13 protein-coding genes and 1 tRNA gene are annotated in these 19,679 nt (G+C 61.3%); 5 read left to right on the top strand and 9 right to left on the bottom strand.

Annotated features, from left to right (window positions below; translation table 11 throughout):
• Positions 1-19: 19 nt before the first annotated feature.
• Positions 20-1,576, top strand: coding sequence for an ABC transporter substrate-binding protein (locus V8359_RS02935; protein ID WP_336427209.1), 1,557 nt, complete (start codon positions 20-22; stop codon positions 1,574-1,576).
• A 274-nt stretch (positions 1,577-1,850) separates the two neighbouring features.
• Here the strand turns inward: V8359_RS02935 and V8359_RS02930 are convergent, their stop codons facing one another.
• Both V8359_RS02930 and V8359_RS02925 read right to left on the bottom strand, forming a co-directional pair.
• Positions 1,851-2,762: a DMT family transporter gene (locus V8359_RS02930; protein ID WP_336427208.1), complete on the bottom strand. Its 912-nt coding sequence runs from the start codon at positions 2,760-2,762 to the stop codon at positions 1,851-1,853.
• Positions 2,763-2,841: 79 nt separating this feature from the next.
• Complete coding sequence (locus V8359_RS02925) at positions 2,842-3,774, bottom strand: pirin family protein (protein ID WP_336427207.1); 933 nt, start codon at positions 3,772-3,774, stop codon at positions 2,842-2,844.
• 132 nt (positions 3,775-3,906) lie between these two features.
• On the opposite strand from V8359_RS02925, the gene V8359_RS02920 reads away from it, so the two are divergent.
• From V8359_RS02920 to V8359_RS02910, 3 genes are all read left to right on the top strand, one after another.
• Entirely contained in the window at positions 3,907-5,076 is a 1,170-nt protein-coding gene (locus V8359_RS02920) for an alpha-hydroxy acid oxidase (RefSeq protein WP_336427916.1), read from the top strand.
• A 215-nt stretch (positions 5,077-5,291) separates the two neighbouring features.
• Entirely contained in the window at positions 5,292-8,732 is a 3,441-nt protein-coding gene (locus V8359_RS02915; RefSeq protein ID WP_336427206.1) for a pyruvate carboxylase, read from the top strand.
• Between the two features lie 214 nt (positions 8,733-8,946).
• Positions 8,947-9,021 (top strand) — tRNA-Gly (locus V8359_RS02910).
• 132 nt (positions 9,022-9,153) lie between these two features.
• Here V8359_RS02910 and amaB read toward each other — a convergent pair.
• From amaB to V8359_RS02885, 5 genes are read right to left on the bottom strand one after another with little or no spacing between them, the layout of a single operon-like run.
• Positions 9,154-10,653 (bottom strand): L-piperidine-6-carboxylate dehydrogenase, encoded by a 1,500-nt coding sequence (amaB, locus tag V8359_RS02905; RefSeq protein ID WP_336427205.1) that lies wholly within the window; start codon positions 10,651-10,653, stop codon positions 9,154-9,156.
• The gene (locus V8359_RS02900) at positions 10,650-11,693 is read right to left on the bottom strand and encodes an ACP S-malonyltransferase (protein WP_336427204.1); all 1,044 of its coding nucleotides are present in this window, start codon (positions 11,691-11,693) and stop codon (positions 10,650-10,652) included. The genes amaB and V8359_RS02900 overlap by 4 nt, the downstream gene beginning before the upstream one ends.
• Positions 11,690-13,879, bottom strand: a complete 2,190-nt coding sequence (locus tag V8359_RS02895) for a dehydrogenase E1 component subunit alpha/beta (RefSeq protein ID WP_336427203.1) — start codon at positions 13,877-13,879, stop codon at positions 11,690-11,692. Before V8359_RS02895 ends, V8359_RS02900 begins: the two co-directional genes overlap by 4 nt.
• 9 nt (positions 13,880-13,888) lie before the next feature.
• The gene (locus V8359_RS02890; RefSeq protein WP_336427201.1) at positions 13,889-15,064 is read right to left on the bottom strand and encodes a pyridoxal phosphate-dependent aminotransferase; all 1,176 of its coding nucleotides are present in this window, start codon (positions 15,062-15,064) and stop codon (positions 13,889-13,891) included.
• On the bottom strand, positions 15,061-16,125 hold the full coding sequence (locus tag V8359_RS02885) for a saccharopine dehydrogenase family protein (protein ID WP_336427200.1): 1,065 nt from the start codon (positions 16,123-16,125) through the stop codon (positions 15,061-15,063). Before V8359_RS02885 ends, V8359_RS02890 begins: the two co-directional genes overlap by 4 nt.
• A gap of 112 nt (positions 16,126-16,237) precedes the next feature.
• Between V8359_RS02885 and V8359_RS02880 the strand changes: the two genes are divergently transcribed.
• Positions 16,238-17,128 (top strand): LysR family transcriptional regulator, encoded by an 891-nt coding sequence (locus V8359_RS02880; protein ID WP_336427199.1) that lies wholly within the window; start codon positions 16,238-16,240, stop codon positions 17,126-17,128.
• Here the strand turns inward: V8359_RS02880 and V8359_RS02875 are convergent.
• Both V8359_RS02875 and V8359_RS02870 read right to left on the bottom strand, forming a co-directional pair.
• On the bottom strand, positions 17,097-18,476 hold the full coding sequence (locus tag V8359_RS02875; RefSeq protein WP_336427198.1) for a cytochrome P450: 1,380 nt from the start codon (positions 18,474-18,476) through the stop codon (positions 17,097-17,099). The genes V8359_RS02880 and V8359_RS02875 overlap by 32 nt on opposite strands.
• Positions 18,473-19,678, bottom strand: a complete 1,206-nt coding sequence (locus V8359_RS02870) for a hypothetical protein (RefSeq protein WP_336427197.1) — start codon at positions 19,676-19,678, stop codon at positions 18,473-18,475. Before V8359_RS02870 ends, V8359_RS02875 begins: the two co-directional genes overlap by 4 nt.
• Between the last annotated feature and the right edge of the window lies 1 nt (position 19,679).

Genomic DNA, 19,679 nt, shown 5'->3' with positions numbered 1-19,679 from the left:
GACACAGGGAGAACCGAACATGTCGATTATCAAAGGCGGCCTACTCGATCGCCGCGGATTTCTGAAAACAACCGCAGCCACGGCCATGGCGGCCACTGTGCCCATGAGCGGCGCTATGGCGGCCCCCACACGCGGGGGACACCTGAGGGCGGCAATTGGCCATGGCCAGACCACCGACACGCTGAACCCCGGCACCTATGAAAACAGCTTCACCACCTCGCTGTCCTTCGCAATTCACGGTCGACTGACCGAAGTCACACAGGACGGCTCGCTGATTCCCGAGCTCGCCGAAAGCTGGGAAGCCTCCGATGACGCGTCGGAATGGCGGTTCAAGATCAGGAAGGGCGTCACCTTCCATTCAGGTCATGAGCTCAACATCCAGGACGTGATCAACTCGATCAACTTCCACCGCGGCGAGGATTCGACCTCGGCGGCCGGCCCCATCGTCGCGCCGATTCAGGACGTGAAAGCCGAAGGTGACGACACCGTCGTCTTTATCCTCGACGGCGGCAATGCCGACTTCCCCTACATCCTGTCGGACTACCACCTGACGATGTGCAAGGCTGATGGCGATTCGATTGAATGGCAGTCGGGCGATGGCTGCGGCTCCTACGTTCTCAAGAATTTCAGCCCGGGCATCTCGGCCTCGTTCGAACGCAATCCGAACCACTGGCGAAGCGATGTCGGCTGGTTCGACTCGGTCGAAATGCTGGCGGTTGTCGATATCAACGCCCGCACCACCGCCCTTGTATCCGGTGATGTGGACATGGCCGACCGGCTCGACGTCAAGACCGTGGGTCTGCTGGCACGTAACCCCAACCTACAGATCAGTTCGGTAGCTGGCACACAGCATTATACCTTCGCGATGGATACGCGCGCAGCGCCCTACTCTGACAACAACGTACGTCAGGCGCTCAAATATGCCCTGAACCGCGAAGAGCTGGTCGAAAAAATCCTGTTTGGCTATGGATCGGTCGGCAACGATCACCCGATTGGTCAAGGTCAACGTTTTTTCAACACCGAGCTGGAACAAAAGACCTACGATCCGGACAAGGCAAAATGGTATCTCAAGCAATCCGGACTCGACAGTGTCGATGTTTCGCTGTCCGCCTCGGATGCGGCCTTCACCAACTCGGTTGACGCCGCGACATTGTATCAGGCCTCGGCCAAGGCCGGCGGGATCAACCTCAAACCGGTCCGCGAGCCCAATGACGGCTACTGGTCCGACGTCTGGATGAAGAAACCCTACGCGGCTGTCTACTGGTCCGGTCGCCCCGTCGAAGATCAAATGTTCTCGACAGCCTACAAATGCGGTGCGTCGTGGAACGACAGCTTCTGGTGCAATGAACGCTTCGACGAACTGCTGGACAAGGCCCGTTCCGAACTCGACGAGGACAGACGGCGCGAGATGTACTGGGAAATGCAGGACATCGTGTCCAATCAGGGCGGCGTCGTCGTTCCGATGTTCGCCAACTACGTCTTTGCCAACTCAGACAAGGTCGGCCACGCCGATAAATTGGCCTCGAACTGGGATGTGGACGGACAGCGCTGGATCGAGCGTTGGTGGTTCGTCTGATACAGTGACCGGGCCGCGCTCTGCGGCCTCCGGCACGATCGACACGGGGCGCGGCAATCCGCGCCCCGTTTTCTGTCCGGCGGCGTTGGTGCCGCTCTGCAAGACCCCGACTCACAGCTCGTGCCACAACACAGCGCGACATTCGGGCGTCAGAGTATCCGTCACAGTTTAATTGTTCGGTAACCAATGCACCGACGCGATACCGACGTGACTACTGACGTGAATGCCGACGTTGCGTGCGCCCCGCCCCACTCCACAAAATAAGGCCCTAACCTCAGAATTTGGTGGCTGACACCGCCGGCGTCAAAGCCTTGCGTTTCAACACCGCTTCGCGCCAACTGATGAACGAAATCGCCGCCACGATCACCATCCCCCCCAGCACCACGAACATGTCCACGGGCTCACCGAAGAAGAGCGCACCAATGCTCACCGCCCAGACCAGTTGCAGGAAGGTCACCGGCTGTGTCACCGCCAAAGGCGCGGCCCGAAAGGCCAGTGTCATTGTGTAATGCCCGCCCGTGGCAACACAGGCGACCCCGAAAAGGATAAGCAATTCCATCGGGTTGGGCGTGACCCAACTTGCAATGGCAAGCGGGGCGAGCCCGATTGTCACCGTCACCGACAGCATCGCCACGATGATCCCCGCGCCACAGGTCTCGCTCACCTTCTTGGCCACGAGGTATGAGATCCCGAACGACAGGCCCGTGCCCAGCATGGCAAGATGCCCCGCCCCCACCTCGCGAAACCCGGGGCGCAGGATGATGAAGGCCCCGATCAGCGCGGCAATAACCGCCATCACGCGCCGCATGGCAAGGCGTTCCCCCAGAAAAATCGCAGCCCCCAGAGTGACATAGACCGGAGAAAGATAGTTGATCGCCGTCACATCGGCGAGCGGGATACGCGCCATGCCAAAGAACCAAAGGGCCACACCGACCGTATGCACAAGCCCGCGTAAACCAAAAAGCCCGAGGGTGACGCGGTCGAATTCCCGCGCGCGCCGCCACAACGGACCCATCATCGGTATGAAGAAGACCAACCCCATCACATAGCGCAGGAATGCGCCCTCCGAGGCGGGTATCCGCGTGCCAAGGATTTTCACCAGAACCGTGACCATCACAAAAAGGAGGCCGGTGGTCAGCATCCAGAATACGCCCCAGAGCGGGCCGGTCTTGGTCAGTGGGTTCATGGCGCCATTAATCGCGCCTCTTTTAGGAATGTCGAGGGGTGTCAGGGGTTTATTTTCCACAAATCATTCCGGGCCACGTTTACGGCAGCGGAATGAACTCCGCGTCATCCCCCGGAGGAAGGCGAAATCGCCCATGTGTCCAGTCGCCCTCGGCCCAAGCGGCCTTCGCGGCATCAATCCTCTCTCGGCTCGATGCCACGAAGTTCCACCAGATGTGGCGCGGCCCTGCCAATGTCTCGCCACCCAACGCCATAAGGCGCGCGCCCTGCGCCCCGCCGGTCACGGTGATCGCGTCGCCCGGCCGGAAAACCATCATGCGGCCCGCGTCAAAGGTCTCACCCGCGATCTCGACACTGCCTTGAGTGACATAAAGCCCGCGATCCTCGTGATCATCCGGAAGCGGCACCTTCGCCCCCGCCGACAGCACGATGTCGGCATAGAACATGTCGGTGAAGGTGCTGACCGGCGCCGTTTCACCCCAGCCACGGCCCATGATCAGACGCAGAGATTTTCCCTCCGCCTCAAGGAACGGAAGAGAGTTTTTGCCGTGGTGCTCAAAGCTTGCACCCCGATCTTCATCCACCTCTGGGAGCGCGACCCACGTTTGAATACCCAAAAGCCGCGAGTTGCCACGTCGCGTCTCTTCGCTTGTGCGTTCGGAATGCGTGACGCCGTTTCCCGCCACCATCCAGTTCACCGCGCCCGGGTGAATCATCTGGTTCGTGCCAAGGCTGTCGCGGTGCTGAAACGCCCCGTCATAGAGATAAGTCACCGTGCCCAGCCCGATATGCGGATGCGGGCGCACGTCGATTCCCTGCCCCGTCAGGAACTCTGCCGGCCCCATCTGATCGAAAAAGATGAATGGTCCCACCATTTGTCGTTTCGGCGCGGGCAGCGCGCGCCGAACCTCGAACTCTCCCAAGTCCCGAGCGCGCGGAATGATCAGTGTCTCGATATCGTCCAACGCCCCCGCATCGGGGCATTGCGGCTCAAGCGACGGGTTCCAGCTCATGTCACGGTCTCCTTGTCGGTTATCGCCCAAGATAGCGTCACAGCCGGCCCCGCCCAATACGCCCGCCCGCACAGCCGCTGTGCAGGGCTGTCCGCGCTGGACAATCGTCGCGCATTTCCGCACATCTGGGCGATGGACCGTCACGCCGCATATCCCGCGATCAGCGATCTTGCCGCCCGTGCGCGGGCCCGCATCCCGCGATTCGTCTGGGAATACCTTGATGCCGGCACTGGGTCCGAGGAAGCGCGCGCCCGCACCCGCGCCGCATTCGAAAGGGTGACTCTCCTGCCGTCCATCCTGCACGGAGAAATCGCGCCTGATCTTTCGGTGTCTCTCTTTGGACAGAAGATGCCTCTGCCCTTCGGCATTGCGCCCGTGGGCATGTCTGGCCTGATCTGGCCCGACGCCGAAAGGCACCTCGCAAGAGCCTCGCAAGATATTGATGTTCCATATACTTTATCAACCGTGGCCAGTCAGACACCCGAAGTCACAGGCCCTTTGGCCGGTCCGCATAAATGGTTCCAGATGTATCCGCCCCGCGACCCTGAGATTCGCACCGACATGCTGAACCGGGCGCGCGCCGCAGGATTCGGGGTGCTTGTGATCACGCTCGACGTGCCGGTCGCCTCGCGCCGCGAGCGGCAATTGCGCTCGGGCTTGACACAGCCGCCGCGCCTGACCCCGCGGCTCATGGCGCAGGTGGCAATGCGTCCCGCATGGGCCGCCGGTATGGCGCGAACGGGCATGCCAAGGATGCGTATGATTGATGATTATGCGCCTGATACCAAGGGCCTGCCCTCCAATGCTCATGCCGGATATATGCTGCGCACATCCCCCGATGAAAGCTATCTGAAGTGGTTACGCGACGCATGGCACGGCCCACTCGTGGTCAAGGGCGTGCTTGACCCAACGGATGTCTCCCGGCTCGAGCGGTTGGGCGCGGACGCGATCTGGATCAGCAATCACGGCGGGCGGCAATTCGATGCCGCCCCGGCCCCGATCACACAATTGCCCGCCTTTCGCGACGCCACCGATCTGCCGCTCATTCTGGACGGCGGCATGTCCGGCGGACTGGACATGCTTCGGGGTTTCGCCCTTGGGGCGGATTTCGTCATGCTGGGTCGCGCTTGGCATTATGCGCTGGCGGCCCTCGGACCGGAGGGGCCGGCGCATCTGGCCGAGATATTGCGCCGCGATCTTGTCGCCAACATGGGCCAAATGGGAATCACCTCTCCGTCTGCGGCCCGCGGCAACCTTGCCTCGCCGGCTCTTGCGGGTGGCTCCGTCTACCCAAGCGGGTAAACGCTATGATCTAACCTTATGTTTTAATTTGTATATTCTCATATACAAGCGATCTGTGCCATTCCTCCAATCGGGCAGATCATGTCGCAGATGGGTGACATTACTTCGGTCTGGATTGCGTAAAGTTTTCACAAACCTTACAAACTTCGCAACATCGCGCTGCAGCGCGGCATTCCCGGCCCAAGACCCGGGTCAACGTAAGAGGGACCTACCCCGTGAGTGATTTCCAGAAGATACTCGTCGCCAACCGGGGCGAAATCGCCATTCGCATTTTGCGTGCCGCCAACGAGATGGGCAAGCGCACGGTCGCCGTATTCGCCGAAGAGGACAAGCTGGGTCTGCATCGTTTCAAAGCAGACGAAGCCTACCGCATCGGTGAGGGGCTGGGGCCGGTCGCGGCGTATCTCTCGATCGACGAAATCATTCGCGTGGCCCGTGACTGCGGCGCCGACGCGATCCACCCCGGCTATGGTCTGCTAAGCGAAAATCCCGATTTCGTGGATGCCTGCGACGCCAATGGAATCACCTTTATCGGCCCCCGTGCCGAAACCATGCGCGCCCTTGGCGACAAGGCCAGCGCGCGCCGCGTCGCCGTTAAGGCAGGCGTGCCCGTCATCCCCGCGACCGAGGTGCTGGGCGACGATATGGAGATGATCCGCAAGGAGGCCGCCGAAATCGGCTATCCCCTGATGCTCAAGGCAAGCTGGGGCGGCGGCGGGCGCGGCATGCGTCCGATCAATGGCCCTGACGAACTTGAGGAAAAGGTGCTCGAGGGCCGCCGCGAGGCCGAGGCGGCCTTTGGCAACGGCGAAGGCTATCTAGAAAAGATGATCACCCGTGCGCGCCATGTCGAGGTGCAGATCCTCGGCGACAAGCACGGCAATATGTATCACCTCTATGAGCGCGACTGTTCGGTGCAACGCCGCAATCAGAAAGTCGTCGAACGCGCCCCCGCCCCCTACCTCACCGACGCACAGCGCGCCGAGGTCTGTGAGCTGGGTTACAAGATCTGCAAGCACGTGAACTATGAATGTGCCGGCACGGTCGAGTTCCTGATGGATATGGAAACCGACGAGTTTTACTTCATCGAAGTGAACCCCCGTGTGCAGGTCGAGCATACCGTGACCGAAGAGGTCACCGGCATTGACATCGTTCAGGCCCAGATCAAGATCGCCGAAGGCAAAACCCTGCCCGAGGCGACCCGCAAGAACAGCCAGGACGAAATCCGTCTCAACGGTCATGCGCTGCAAACGCGGATCACCACCGAGGACCCGCAGAACAATTTTATCCCCGACTATGGCCGCATCACCGCCTATCGCTCGGCCACCGGCATGGGCATCAGGCTTGATGGCGGTACGGCCTATGCGGGCGGTGTCATCACGCGCTATTACGATTCCCTGCTGGTCAAGATCACGGCCCACGCACAGACGCCCGAGGCCGCCATTGCCCGGATGGACCGCGCCCTGCGCGAATTCCGCATTCGTGGCGTTTCGACCAACATTTCCTTTGTCGAGAACCTGCTCAAGCATCCGACCTTCCTGAACAATGAATACTCGACCAAGTTCATCGACACGACGCCGGAGCTTTTCACCTTCAAGAAGCGCCGCGACCGCGGCACCAAGGTGCTGACCTATATCGCCGATATCACGGTGAACGGTCACCCCGAAACACAGGACCGTCCCGAGCCCTCGGCGGAGGCCAAGGGCCCCAAGCCGCCGGCCTTCGACACGGCCCCCGCCCCCGGCACCAAGACCCTGCTCGAGGAGCAGGGCGCCAAGACCGTCGCCGATTGGATGTTGGCGCAAAACCGGCTTCTGCTCACGGACACCACCATGCGCGACGGCCATCAGTCGCTGCTGGCCACGCGCATGCGTTCGATCGACATGATCAAGGCCGCGCCTGCCTATGCGGCAAACCTGCCGGGCCTGTTCTCGGTCGAGTGCTGGGGAGGCGCGACCTTCGATGTGGCCTACCGGTTCCTTCAGGAATGCCCGTGGCAGCGCCTTAGAGAATTGCGGAGCCGGATGCCGAACATCCTGACACAGATGCTTTTGCGGGCGTCCAACGGCGTGGGATATACTAACTATCCTGATAATGTCGTTCAGGAATTCGTCCGTCAGGCCGCAGAAACCGGCGTCGATGTGTTCCGTGTTTTCGACAGCCTCAACTGGGTCGAGAACATGCGCGTCGCGATGGATGCCGTGAATGAGACCGGCAGGATCTGCGAAGGCACGATCTGCTATACCGGCGATCTTCTTGATCCCGACAGGTCCAAATACGATCTCAAATACTATGTCGGCATGGCGCGCGAGCTTCAGGATGCAGGCGCGCATGTGCTGGGCCTCAAGGACATGGCCGGCCTTCTCAAACCCGCCTCGGCACGCGTGTTGGTCAAGGCCCTGAAGGACGAGTTGGACATCCCCGTACATTTCCATACGCATGATACGTCGGGCATCGCAGGGGCCACCATCCTTGCCGCTGCCGATGCGGGCGTCGATGCGGTGGATGCGGCCATGGACGCCTTCTCGGGCGGCACGTCACAGCCCTGCCTTGGCTCGATCGTCGAGGCGCTCGCCCATACCGACCGCGACACCGGCCTCGAGATCGAGCGTATCCGCGAAATGTCGGATTACTGGGAACAGGTGCGCGCGCAATATATCGCCTTCGAAAGCGGCCTCGCCGCCCCCGCCTCCGAGGTTTACCTGCACGAAATGCCGGGTGGGCAGTTCACCAACCTCAAGGCACAGGCGCGTTCGCTTGGCCTGGAAGATCGCTGGCCCGAGGTGGCCCGCACCTATGCCGATGTGAACCAGATGTTCGGCGATATCGTCAAGGTCACGCCATCGTCCAAGGTGGTGGGCGACATGGCGCTGATGATGGTGTCACAGGGGCTCACCCGTGCCGATGTCGAAGACCCGGACACTGATGTGGCCTTCCCCGACTCGGTCGTTGACATGATGCGGGGCAATCTTGGTCAGCCGCCGGGCGGCTTCCCCGACAAGATCGTCGCAAAGGTGCTCAAGGGCGAGAAGCCCAACACCGAGCGGCCGGGAAAGCACCTTGCGCCTGTTGATCTCGAAGCGATGCGCAAGGAAGTGTCCGAGATGCTTGAAGGCAAAGAGGTCGATGACGAGGACCTGAATGGCTATCTGATGTATCCCAAGGTTTTCCTCGACTACATGGGGCGTCACCGCACCTATGGGCCGGTGCGCACCCTGCCAACCCGCACGTTCTTCTACGGTATGGAACCCGGCGAAGAGATCGCGGTCGAGATTGACCCAGGCAAGACCATGGAAATCCTGCTTCAGGCTGTGGGCGAGACACAAGAAGACGGCGAGGTGCGCGTCTTTTTCGAACTCAACGGTCAACCGCGGGTGATCCGCGTGCCAAACCGTCTTGTCAAATCGCAGACTGCCGCGCGCCCCAAGGCCGAAATCGGCAACCCGGATCACGTGGGCGCGCCCATGCCCGGCGTGGTGTCATCGGTCGCCGTTTCAGTAGGCCAAAGTGTCAAGGAGGACGACCTGCTCTTGACCATCGAGGCCATGAAGATGGAAACCGGCATCTATGCCGAGCGTGACGCGGTGGTAAAGGCGATCCACGTGCATGCCAGCGGCCAGATCGACGCCAAGGATCTCATGATCGAACTTGAGTGATCATTCCCCCGTTTGAATGGTGTGCGATCACTCTCCAGAGCGTTTCCCGAAAAACCCGCATCACGGCTTTCGGGAAACGCCCTGCACAGATTGAGCGTCGCGCGCATGGCATCAGCCCAGAACACGGCGCGATCCGGGAAAAAAATTGCGCTGCCATGCGATTTGCACTTGCGGCCCCCGGCCAGAATTTATAGATCGTCCTCACCCAACGGACGCGGGTGTAGCTCAGGGGTAGAGCGTTACCTTGCCAAGGTAAATGTCGTGAGTTCGAATCTCATCACCCGCTCCAATTTCTTCTCTATCTTCAAAAGATCAAACCGCATTCGGCGGTTTCTTTTGGTTTGACTGTCGCATGACAGTAAAAAAAAGCCCGGCCACCGCATCGGCAACCGGGCTTTTATTTTCGTTTCTTTCCGAAACCTTAGATGTCGAACTTCACACCCTGCGCAAGCGGAAGCTCGTCGGAATAGTTGATCGTGTTCGTCTGCCGCCGCATGTAGCCGCGCCATGCGTCCGAACCGCTTTCGCGCCCGCCACCGGTTTCTTTTTCGCCACCAAAGGCACCACCGATCTCGGCACCAGAGGGGCCGATATTCACGTTGGCGATCCCGCAATCCGAGCCTGTATCGGACACGAATTTCTCGGCTTCGCGCAGGTTGAGCGTAAAGATGCAGGACGAAAGCCCTTGGGCCACTTCGTTTTGCAGCGCAATCGCTTCGTCCAGATCGTCATAACCCATGACATACAGAATAGGTGCGAAGGTCTCGGTCTTGACGATCTCGGTCTGGCCCGGCATCTCGATGATGGCGGGTTTCACATAGGTGCCACCCGGCACGCCATCGGTCACGGCTTCACCGCCGTGAACGGTGCCGCCATCGGCCTTGGCGGCATCGAGCGCCTTTTGCATCTGGCTACGTGCGCCCGCGTCGATCAACGGCCCGACCAGCGTTCCGTCTTGGCGTGGGTCGCCCACCGGCAGGCTGGCATAGGCTTTGGCGACTTTTTCGACCAATTCTTCGCGGATCGAATTATGCACGATCAAACGGCGCAGCGACGTGCAGCGCTGACCCGCGGTGCCAACGGCGGAAAACACGATGGCGCGCACGGCCATGTCCTGATCTGCCGAGGGGGCCACGATCATCGCGTTGTTGCCGCCCAGTTCAAGGATGCAGCGGCCATAACGCTCGGCCACCTTCGGCCCGACGATTCCCCCCATGCGGCAGGATCCGGTTGCCGAGATCACCGGCACGTCGCGCGACGTGACAAGGGCGTCGCCCACATCCGCACCCCCCACGACAACCTGGCTCAGGCCTTCGGGCGCATCGGCACCGAACTTGGCGACCGCGCGTTCGAAAATCTTCTGTGTCACCATGGCGGTCAGCGGTGTTTTCTCGGATGGCTTCCAGATCACCGGGTCGCCACAGACAAGCGCGAGTGCCGCATTCCAGCTCCACGGCGCGACGGGGAAATTGAACGCCGTGATGATCCCCACGGGCCCCATCGGGTGCCATGTTTCCATCATCCGGTGGCCCGGACGCTCGGAGGCGATGGTCAGCCCATAAAGCTGCCGCGAGAGACCTACTGCGAAGTCGCAAATGTCGATCATTTCCTGAACTTCGCCAAGCCCCTCGGACGTGATCTTGCCGGCCTCGAGCGTGACAATCGCTCCGAGATCGTTCTTCGCCTTGCGAAGCTCTTCGCCGAAGAGGCGGACAAGCTCGCCGCGGCGCGGTGCCGGAACCTGGCGCCATGCACGAAATGCCTCTTGGGCCGTGCCGATGAGGCGGTCCATATCGGCGGCTTTCGTTTCGGTCACCTTGGCCGCGACCTCACCGTCGATTGGCGACACCACGTCAAGCGTGCCGCCGGTGATCTCGGCCTCTGATAGGCCGGCGTTTAGCAATACGTCCTTGTGAGTCATGTGTTTTTCTCCTTTGTTACGCGCCCACGCTGATCGTCCATGCCCATGGAAATCAGGATCGGGTCACTTTGCTGTCGTGTCTTGAAGTCGTCCTTGCCCTGCATCCCCTGCCAGTCGGCGGCGATCAGCGATTGGGCCACCGCCCCACCCAGCGTCGTGCCCGGGCCTGTCACGATGAAAAGGTCCGGTGCGAACTCCCGCGCAGCCACGGCGATGGCACGGGCGAAGTCATAGGTTTCGGTCACTTGATGGCCCAGCGTATACTCCCATAGCGCCGCTGTCTTCGTGGCACCGGGCCACCAGATTGCCCCGCGCCCATCCACAAGCGGCAGATCAGGCGATGCAAAAAGCCCATCGGACAAGGCCGCGCGCCCTTTCTCGGCCACCGGGCCCTGAAGATGCGAATGAAACGCGGCATGATTGGCGAGCACCATGGGATAGCGTCCGTCTATCTGCGGCACGGCCTGCTTGAAGGTGTCGAGCCCGTGGTGATTGCCCGCCAAAACCAGCATTCCGCCAAGATCAATGGACACCGTGAGCACGCAGTCATCGCGCTCATCAATGCGCGCGATGAGGTTCATGATCTCACGGCGCTTTTCGGGCTCCGGCACCCAGTTGTCACCGGTGATCGGATAAACCAGTTGCCCGCCGATCATCGCCTCCTGCATCAGCGCACCCATGGTGTTGACCAGTTCGAACCCATCGCGCGGCGACAGCGCCCCGGCCAAAGCCAGCGCACTATACCACCCCATCGAGTTGCCCGTGATCGCCACGATCTCGATCGTGTCCCGGTCAATCGTGAGAAAGTCGCCCAGCGTCGCGGCATAGATCAGTCCAGACGCATTATCACCCCGTGTATGCCGTGAGAGCGAGAACTTATCGGCGCCGTCCAGTTCGGTCAGCGGGGCCTCTCCGCGTGCGCTTCGCTGCGTGTCGAACGACCTCAGCAAATCCTGATCCGGAAAGTGCCGGTGGAGATAGCCAAGCTCAGGCTTGTTATAGGTTCCGCGCCCGGGACAGATCACAACGGCCTTGGTCATGGTTTGCCCCCGATCAGTGCGCGCGCCGCCTCGGTGATACTCTCGACCGAGGGCATCGTCGCCGCATAGGCGGGGCCCGTCGCGATGAAACTGTCCCGCGCCACGTCACGGGCGAATGGCACGTCCAGATGCTCGGCACAAAGCGCCATCAGCGCCTCGGCCACACCGCCCGACCGGCGGGTTTCGTCCACGATCAGCACCCGCTTGGCACCTTTGACCGCATCAAGCAGCGCCGCCTCGGGCAGGGGCGAAAGCCAGCGCAGGTCAATGACCCGCGCCTTCACCCCCTCATCCTTCAGTTTCCCGGCCGCTTGGGTCGAAAGATAACGCCCGTTGCCATAGGTCACGATCACCAGATCGTCGCCGTCGCCCTCAACACCGACCTCCTGAAACGCGATGCGCTCGGACGGGTCGGGATAGCAGGTCATCCAGCCATTATCACCCGCCTCGTGAAGGTCGCGCATCGGATAGAGCGCAATAGGTTCGAGAAACACCACAAGCCGCTGTTCTTCGCGCGCGAGGCGCACGCATTCGCGCATCATCCGCGCCGCATCCGCCCCCGAGGACGGAACGGCAAGAATAAGCCCCGGAATGTCGCGCAGCACAGCAAGCGAGTTGTCGTTGTGGAAATGCCCGCCAAACCCCTTCTGATAGCCAAGCCCGGCAATCCGCAGCACCATCGGATTGGTATATTGCCCGTTTGAAAAGAAGGGCAAAGTCGCGGCCTCGCCCCTAAGCTGATCCTCGGCATTGTGCAGATAGGCAAGGAACTGAATTTCCGGGATTGGCACGAACCCGTTCTGCGCCATGCCGATCCCCATGCCCAGAATGGATTGCTCGTCGAGCAGGGTGTCGACCACGCGGTCCGGGCCAAACCGGGCCTGCAATTTCTGCGTAACGCCATAGACGCCGCCCTTGCGGCCCACATCCTCGCCCATCATCACGATTTCGGGGTGTTCAAGCATCAGATCGGTCAGCGACCAGTTGATGAGCCGCGACATGATTTGCGGCTCCTCCATCGCCCTGAGATCGCCGCCGAATGCCTTTTCGCGCGCCTCCGGCGTCGGGCCGTTCGTGGGGCGGCAGGAACGCTTGGGCGGGACAAGACTTGCCATCACGTCCTGCGCGGTCTTGAGGCGTGGGCGCGTCACGGCCTCATCGGCCACGCGGGCGACCCTGTCACAGGTCTCCTCATAGACCGACAACGCCGCATCAAGCCCCATCGCACCGGATTCGTTCAGCAAACGCACGGCACGCAAAAGCGGATCGTTGGCCTCGTCGGCCTCGACCTCGGCCTTGGGCATATAGGTGGTGGGCATGTCCGCACCCGCGTGACCATAAAGTCGAACGGTGCGGATATGCAGGAACGCGGGCTTACGTTGCGTGCGCACATAACGCGCGGCCTCCTGTGAGACGCGGAATGTCTCGAAGATATCAAGCCCGTCACAGTGGAAATACTTCATTCCCGGACGATCCCGGAAACTTGCCGCGATCCAGCCCTTGGGTGTCTTGACCGAAATGCCGATGCCATTGTCTTCGCACACAAAAAGAAGTGGCAGCGGCACGCCTTGATAGGCGGTCCAGGAGGCGGTGTTGAACGCGCCCTGCGCGGTCGAATGATTGGCCGATGCGTCACCAAAGCTGCAATAGACGATGCTGTCCTTGGGCAGTTCGGCATGTTCTGGCCGGTGCCTGCGGGCCATACCCACGGAATAGGCCGCGCCGACCGCCTTTGGCAGATGGCTCGCGATGGTTGATGTCTGCGGCGGGATATTGAGCGCCTTGGAGCCAAGCACCTTGTGCCGTCCGCCGCTGATCGGATCGTCCGAGGAGGCAGCAAAACTCAGCAACATGTCCCACAGGATCGTCTGACCGGGAACCTGATCGGCGCGCGCGATCTGAAACGCCGCGTCGCGGTAGTGCAGGAACGCCATGTCAGTGGGGCGCAGGGCGGCGGCGACGGCGGCCATCCCCTCGTGCCCTGACGACCCGATCGTATAGAAGCCCTGCCCCGCCTTCTGCATGGCGCGGCTTTGACGGTCGAGCGCACGGCTCAGGCATCCGGCGCGAAAAATACCTACCGCACCCTCGGGATCAAGCGGCCCTGACGGCGCGCGCCCCTCGGGCAGGTCGCCGTCCGCCACGCGACGCAGGAAATTTTCGTGAACGATCTGGGCTCTGTCCATGGTTTTCCCCTATCCGCCAAGCGCCTGAACAGCCTGTGCCATACGTGCCAACCCTTCATCAAGTTCCGCTTCGGAATAGGCAAAGGACAGGCGCAGATGCCCGGGCGCACCAAAGGCCCGCCCCGGCACAAGTGCCAGCGCCTGTGTTTCGAGCAGATGTCGGCAAAAATCCGCATCGCTTTCAAACCCGCCAGCGGCCATCGCGCCTTCGATATTCGGGAACACATAGAAGGCCCCATCGGGAACAGGGCATCTCACACCGCTCAGCGCATCAAGCGCGGACACCACCTTGTCGCGCCGTGCCTGCATCACCATGCGCCGCGTCTCCAGAAGCGACTGGTCGCCTGTCACCGCGACAAGGGCGGCAGCCTGCGAAATCGAACTCGCTCCGGATGTCACCTGCCCTTGCACAGCCGTCATCGCCTTGATCAAGGGGGCGGGCCCGATGCCCCATCCGATACGCCAGCCGGTCATTGCATAGGCCTTGCTGACACCATTTATGACGAGAGTTCGATCAGTAAGCGCCGGCGCGGCCTCGCGGAACGAGGTGAAGGGCACATAGCTTAGATGCTCATAAATCTCATCGGCCATGATCCAGACATCCGGGTGACGCTCGAGCACCGCGGCGAGCGCGGCGATCTGACCTGCATCATAGACCGCACCCGACGGATTGGACGGCGCATTGAGCATCAGCCACCGGGTGCGCGACGTGATCGCCCCCTCAAGCTGATCTGGCGTCATGCAAAACCCGGCCTCAAGCGGACAGGTGACAAGCACGGGCACACCCCCCGCCATGCGCACGATATCCGAATAACTGGTCCAGAAGGGCACCGGGATCACAACCTCGTCGCCTTCGTTCAGTGTGGCCAAAAGCGCGTTGGCGATGGCCTGCTTCGCGCCGGTCGAGATAACCACTTGGGCAGGATTGACCCCGGCACCATCGGCAACTGCGGCGCGCAACTTGGCTGTGCCACCCGTCGGCGGATAGCCGGTTTCCCCCGCAAGTGCGGCCCGGTGCGCGGCCTCGATCACGTGGTCGGGTGTTGGAAAATCCGGCTCTCCGGTGCTGAGCGCCACCACGTCACGGCCCTTGGCACGCATCTCGCGGGCCGCTTCCGAAACCTGCACGATCTCAGAGAGTTCCAGCCCCTCAAGGCGTGTGGCACGGCGGAATGTCCCGGTCATACCTGACCCCGCGTCGCATAGCGTTGGCCGCCGACAGTGTCGAAGAAGCGATCAAGGGGGATATCCTCCTGCTTGAGAAAGCCCTGCCCCGGCAGGCTTCCGTCGCGCACCATCTCGATCACCGCGACAACCGACGAAGCGGTGGTCCATGCGATCGCCGTGCGCCGCTCACCCGCGATCTCGATGGGTTTGTAGGCCCGCACAAACTCTTCGCGGCCAAGGTGACCGTCTTTCACCCCCTCGGCGGAGACATGGACATAAACCACATCTTCGGCCACCGGCGGCTTGGCATTGACGAGGATTTCCCCCGCCTCCTCACGCCGCTCGCGCATCAGAAGTTCGTGGAAGAAAAAGTTCATGAGATCGACGTGACCGGGATACCGCATGGTCTTGTAATCCATGTTCGGGACACGGTTGAGATAGGTCTCGCACATGGTGCCAAGCCCACCCGAAGTGGTGAAGGCCTCAAGTTCGGTGCCGCCGATCATGGTCTTTTCGATCCATTCCATCGGTGAAACCGTCTTAAGCTGACCTTCCTCCAACACCTCGCAATCATTGAGATATTCGTTGACCACACCCTCGGGCGACCAGTTGAAGGAATAGCCCATGAGACCGGTGGGATGCTGTGGCAGCGCGCCGACGCGCATCTTGCACGACCGACACTCATCGAAACGGCTGATAAGGTCCGCGCCGACAATCCCGACGAATCCGGGCGCCAATCCACATTGCGGCGCCATGAGGCCTTTGGAGGTTTTCGACAAGGCCATAATCGCCTTGGTGGTGGGCACATCCTCGGTCAGGTCGAAATAGTGCAGACCGGCCTCGTGCGCCGACGTCGCAAGCGCCTGATTGAGGCTGTAAGGCAGGCAGGACAACACCGCATCCTGATCCCCGAGCGCGGCGGCAAGGCCGTCCGTGTCCCCCAAGTCAAGCACCCGCGTCGCAAAGCCCGCCTCACGCGGTGCGGCATCAAAGCCCGTAACCTCAAAACCCGCCTCGACCAGAAGTTCGGCCGCCAGCCGGCCCACCTTGCCCAATCCCATGACCGCGATGCGTTTCATGCCTACCCCTTTTTAAAGTGATCCGTTTGCGCACAGTCTACTTGAGTAAATGAGGTATTAAAACACACAGAAAACTCGGGTATTAGTGACCAAAACTCACGAAAGCCCCACCATGAGCCATTTGCCCTCCCTCTCGATCCTGAGAAGCTTTACAGCCGCGGCGCGCCATCAAAGCTTTACCTTGGCCTCAGAAGAGTTGGGCCTGACACAAGGGGCCGTGAGCCGTCAGGTGCGCGAGTTGGAGGCACTGATCGGGGCGCGCCTCTTTCGCCGTGTCGGACGGGCGGTGCAACTGACACAGGCAGGCCGGACCTTTGCCGCCGAGCTTGATGGAGACCTGCACCGCCTTCGTCAGACCGTCGCACGCGCCGTGGCCGCAGGCGACGGGGCGCAAATCCTGTCGGTGGCGGTGCTGCCCACTTTCGGATCACGCTGGCTGATACCCCGATTGCCGGAATTTCGCGCCGCCAATCCGGGCATCGAACTCAGCTTTAGCAGCCACACCGAACCTTTTGATCTTGAGGCTGAAAGATGTGATCTGGCGATCCATTTCGGACATGCGGAATGGCCCGGTGCCCGGCTCACGCCGCTTTGTCCCGAAAATCTTCTCGCCGTGGCCGCGCCCGCATTCGTGACCTCTCATGACATTCAAAGCAGCGCGGACATAGCCTCCGCGCCGCTGTTGCATCTCACCTCCCGACCGACCGCATGGACCGATTTCATGACGCAGATCGGACGCGACGAACGTCCGGGCCGGGCGGGTATGCAATTCGATCAGTTCTCGCTGATGATCGCGGCTTGTGTGCAGGGGCTGGGGGCCGCCCTCCTTCCCAGCTACCTGATCGAGGAAGAACTCGACAGCGGCACCCTGAGCCAAATCGCCAGCGCACCCTCGTCACAGATGGGCAGCTATCATATCGCAACTCCCCTTGGAGCCTCCCGCACCGAGGCCCGCATCTTTATCGACTGGCTCAGGCGGCAGGTGCCGCGCCGCGGCGTGTAACCCTGAGCCAGATGCCATCGCGGCCCCGCACCGTCAGATGCGCAACAGGCATCGCAGGCCGCTCGGCCAGTGGTTCGACCCGAAAGCGGCGCGCGATCATCGAAAGCAGGAGCGGCCCTTCGATCATGGCAAATCCTGCGCCTGTGCAGACGCGCTGACCGGCGGAAAAGGGAATATAGGCGGAGCGCATGCAAGCCCGTCCGTTCTCGGTCTGAAAGCGGGTTGGATCGAAGTCGTCCGGGCGATCCCAAAGGCGTTCGTGACGGTGCAGATGCCATGGGCTAAGCACGATCTGGCTGCCTTTGGGCACCTCGCGGTCGCGGAATGTCTCGGGTTGAGCCGCTTGCCGCACCATCATCGGAACAGGCGGATAAAGACGGAGCGTTTCGCGGAATATATCTCGCGAAATCCGAAGCTTGCTCATGTCTTTGAATGCAAAGTCTTGTGCCATCGCGGTGTCGGCCTCGTGCGCGAGTTTTTCCTGCCAGTCGGGAAAGATCGCCATGAGATACAGCGCCCAAGCAAGCGCCGATGCGCTGGTCTCGTGCCCGGCCAGAAAGAAGATTGCGACCTGATCGACCATTTCGGATGTCTCGAATCGCTCCCCGGTTTCGGGATCGGTCGTGGTCATGATCTTCGTCGCCAGATCATCAGGCGCGATCCCCTCTTCGATCTCTTGCATGCGGCGGGTCGTCAGCTCGGTGATCAGGGCACGGATATGCTGGGCCGTCTCTCGAATTTGCCGCCGGTGAAAGCGCGGGAACCAGCGCGGCAACGGCAGGAAAGCCCCGAGATTGAGGACCGGCTGCGCGCGTTGATGGGCCCGGAACGCTTCGAACACCTGACTTGCGAGGCGGTCTTCGATCGGGAGTGAAAAAAGCGTGCGAAAGATAACGTCGGCGGCGGCATGGCTGGTTTCACCCTCGATGTCGATCGGCGCCCCTCCCGCCAATTGATCAAGACGCGCCACAGCGCCCTGCCCGGCCTGCCACATGGCGGGAAACGTATCTCGCAGGCGCCCTCCCTCGAAGGCGGGATCTATGATGCGGCGCTGGCGCTTCCACGTCTCGCCATTGGTCACGAAAACTGACTCCCCGAGCAGTGGCGTAAGACCCTCGCGAATTCGGTTGGACTTCGGGAAATCATCGGGCCTGCGCCGCAGCACCAGATCCACGAGATCCGGTTCATTGCACAGGTAGGAGCGAAAAAACGGCGTGCGGAACTCGGCCATCCAAGCGCGATATAGCCGCGCAGGCTGTGCCGAAAGAATATCCTTTCGAAACAGCCTCATGTAGCGCAGAAGTGATGTTTTTCCCTGACGCGCCGGAGGTTTCGGAGGGCGGGTCATCGGGTCACGCTCGTGTAGCGGTTGACGGGGCTGGTGATACGGCTTTTCGATGGCTGTCGGTCGCGATACCTTTCGTTCAGCCTTTGCGGACCGGCGGTGATGCGAAAATAATCATAGTCGCCGGGTTGGTCGAAGGCGCAAAGATACTGAAAATGCAGACGAAAGAACTTCCAGCGCAACTCTTTCCAGCGGGCGGGGCTGAGGGTCTGGGTGAACGCCGCGGACAACACCAGCGGCCACCGCTTGTTCTCGGGTGCCACCCCGGAGACCGCGACCGGATCGCACAGGGCGAAAGCACAGCCGTCGCCGGGCGCAGAGACATCGACCCACGTCAACTCATCACGGGCAGACAAATAGGCCAGATCCGCCCTGAGCCGCCACGCATCGCGCAGAAAGGACACCATCGGCACGACCTGCCCCAAAGAAAGGAAAGACAGGGTCGGGCCATCGCGCGGCACTTTTCCCGCCCGGACCAGATCAGCCAAGATCGACACGCCCAGATGCGCTCCCGAGGAATGGCCAACCACCAGCACTTCGTCGCTATCCCCTTGAAGGGCTTGCGCGATTTCGTCGGCAAACTCGGCCATTCGCGCCTCAAGCTCGGGTGGATTGGCGCCGCGATACCGCGCGGAATAGGCATAGTCATGCATGAGGTAATAGGCAAAGAACTTGTTGTCCTTCTTGCGAAACCAGTTGAGCAGAAACGGGATGATGATGATCCCGCCCCACGCGGCCCATGGATGGACAAGGGCCAAAAGCTGCGCCAGCCCCCCAGCGGCGGCCAGTGCCAGCGCAAGTTGAACAAGAAGAAAGCCCACCGGATAAAGCGCCGCAATCACCGGCCCCTTGCGCAATCGCATCAGCCGCAAAAGCGCGCCCGACGCGATGTAGGTCCAGGCGGTGCGCACCAATTGCGCATAGGTCGCGGCAATACCCTGCTCCATGCTGTCGCGCACGATATCGGACCATACGAGCACTTCGAAATCGGTCTCGGTCCTCACGCCTTCGATATCGCCCGTGACATGCCATCCATAACGTTTGGCCTTGCCGCTTTTATCTTGTGGTTTCAGATCGATATCATATCCACTTAACGCAGCTTGCGCAGCCCCTTCCTTGCGATACAGCTCTCTGTAGCGCCGGGGGTGAATCGGGTCATACCCGGGGATGTAGAAGACCCGCCTGCGGGACACCGGTTTGCTCATG

This window comes from Roseovarius sp. E0-M6, assembly GCF_037083845.1.
Taxonomy (GTDB): Bacteria; Pseudomonadota; Alphaproteobacteria; order Rhodobacterales; family Rhodobacteraceae; genus Roseovarius.
This window is presented reverse-complemented; position numbering and strand designations above follow the sequence as displayed.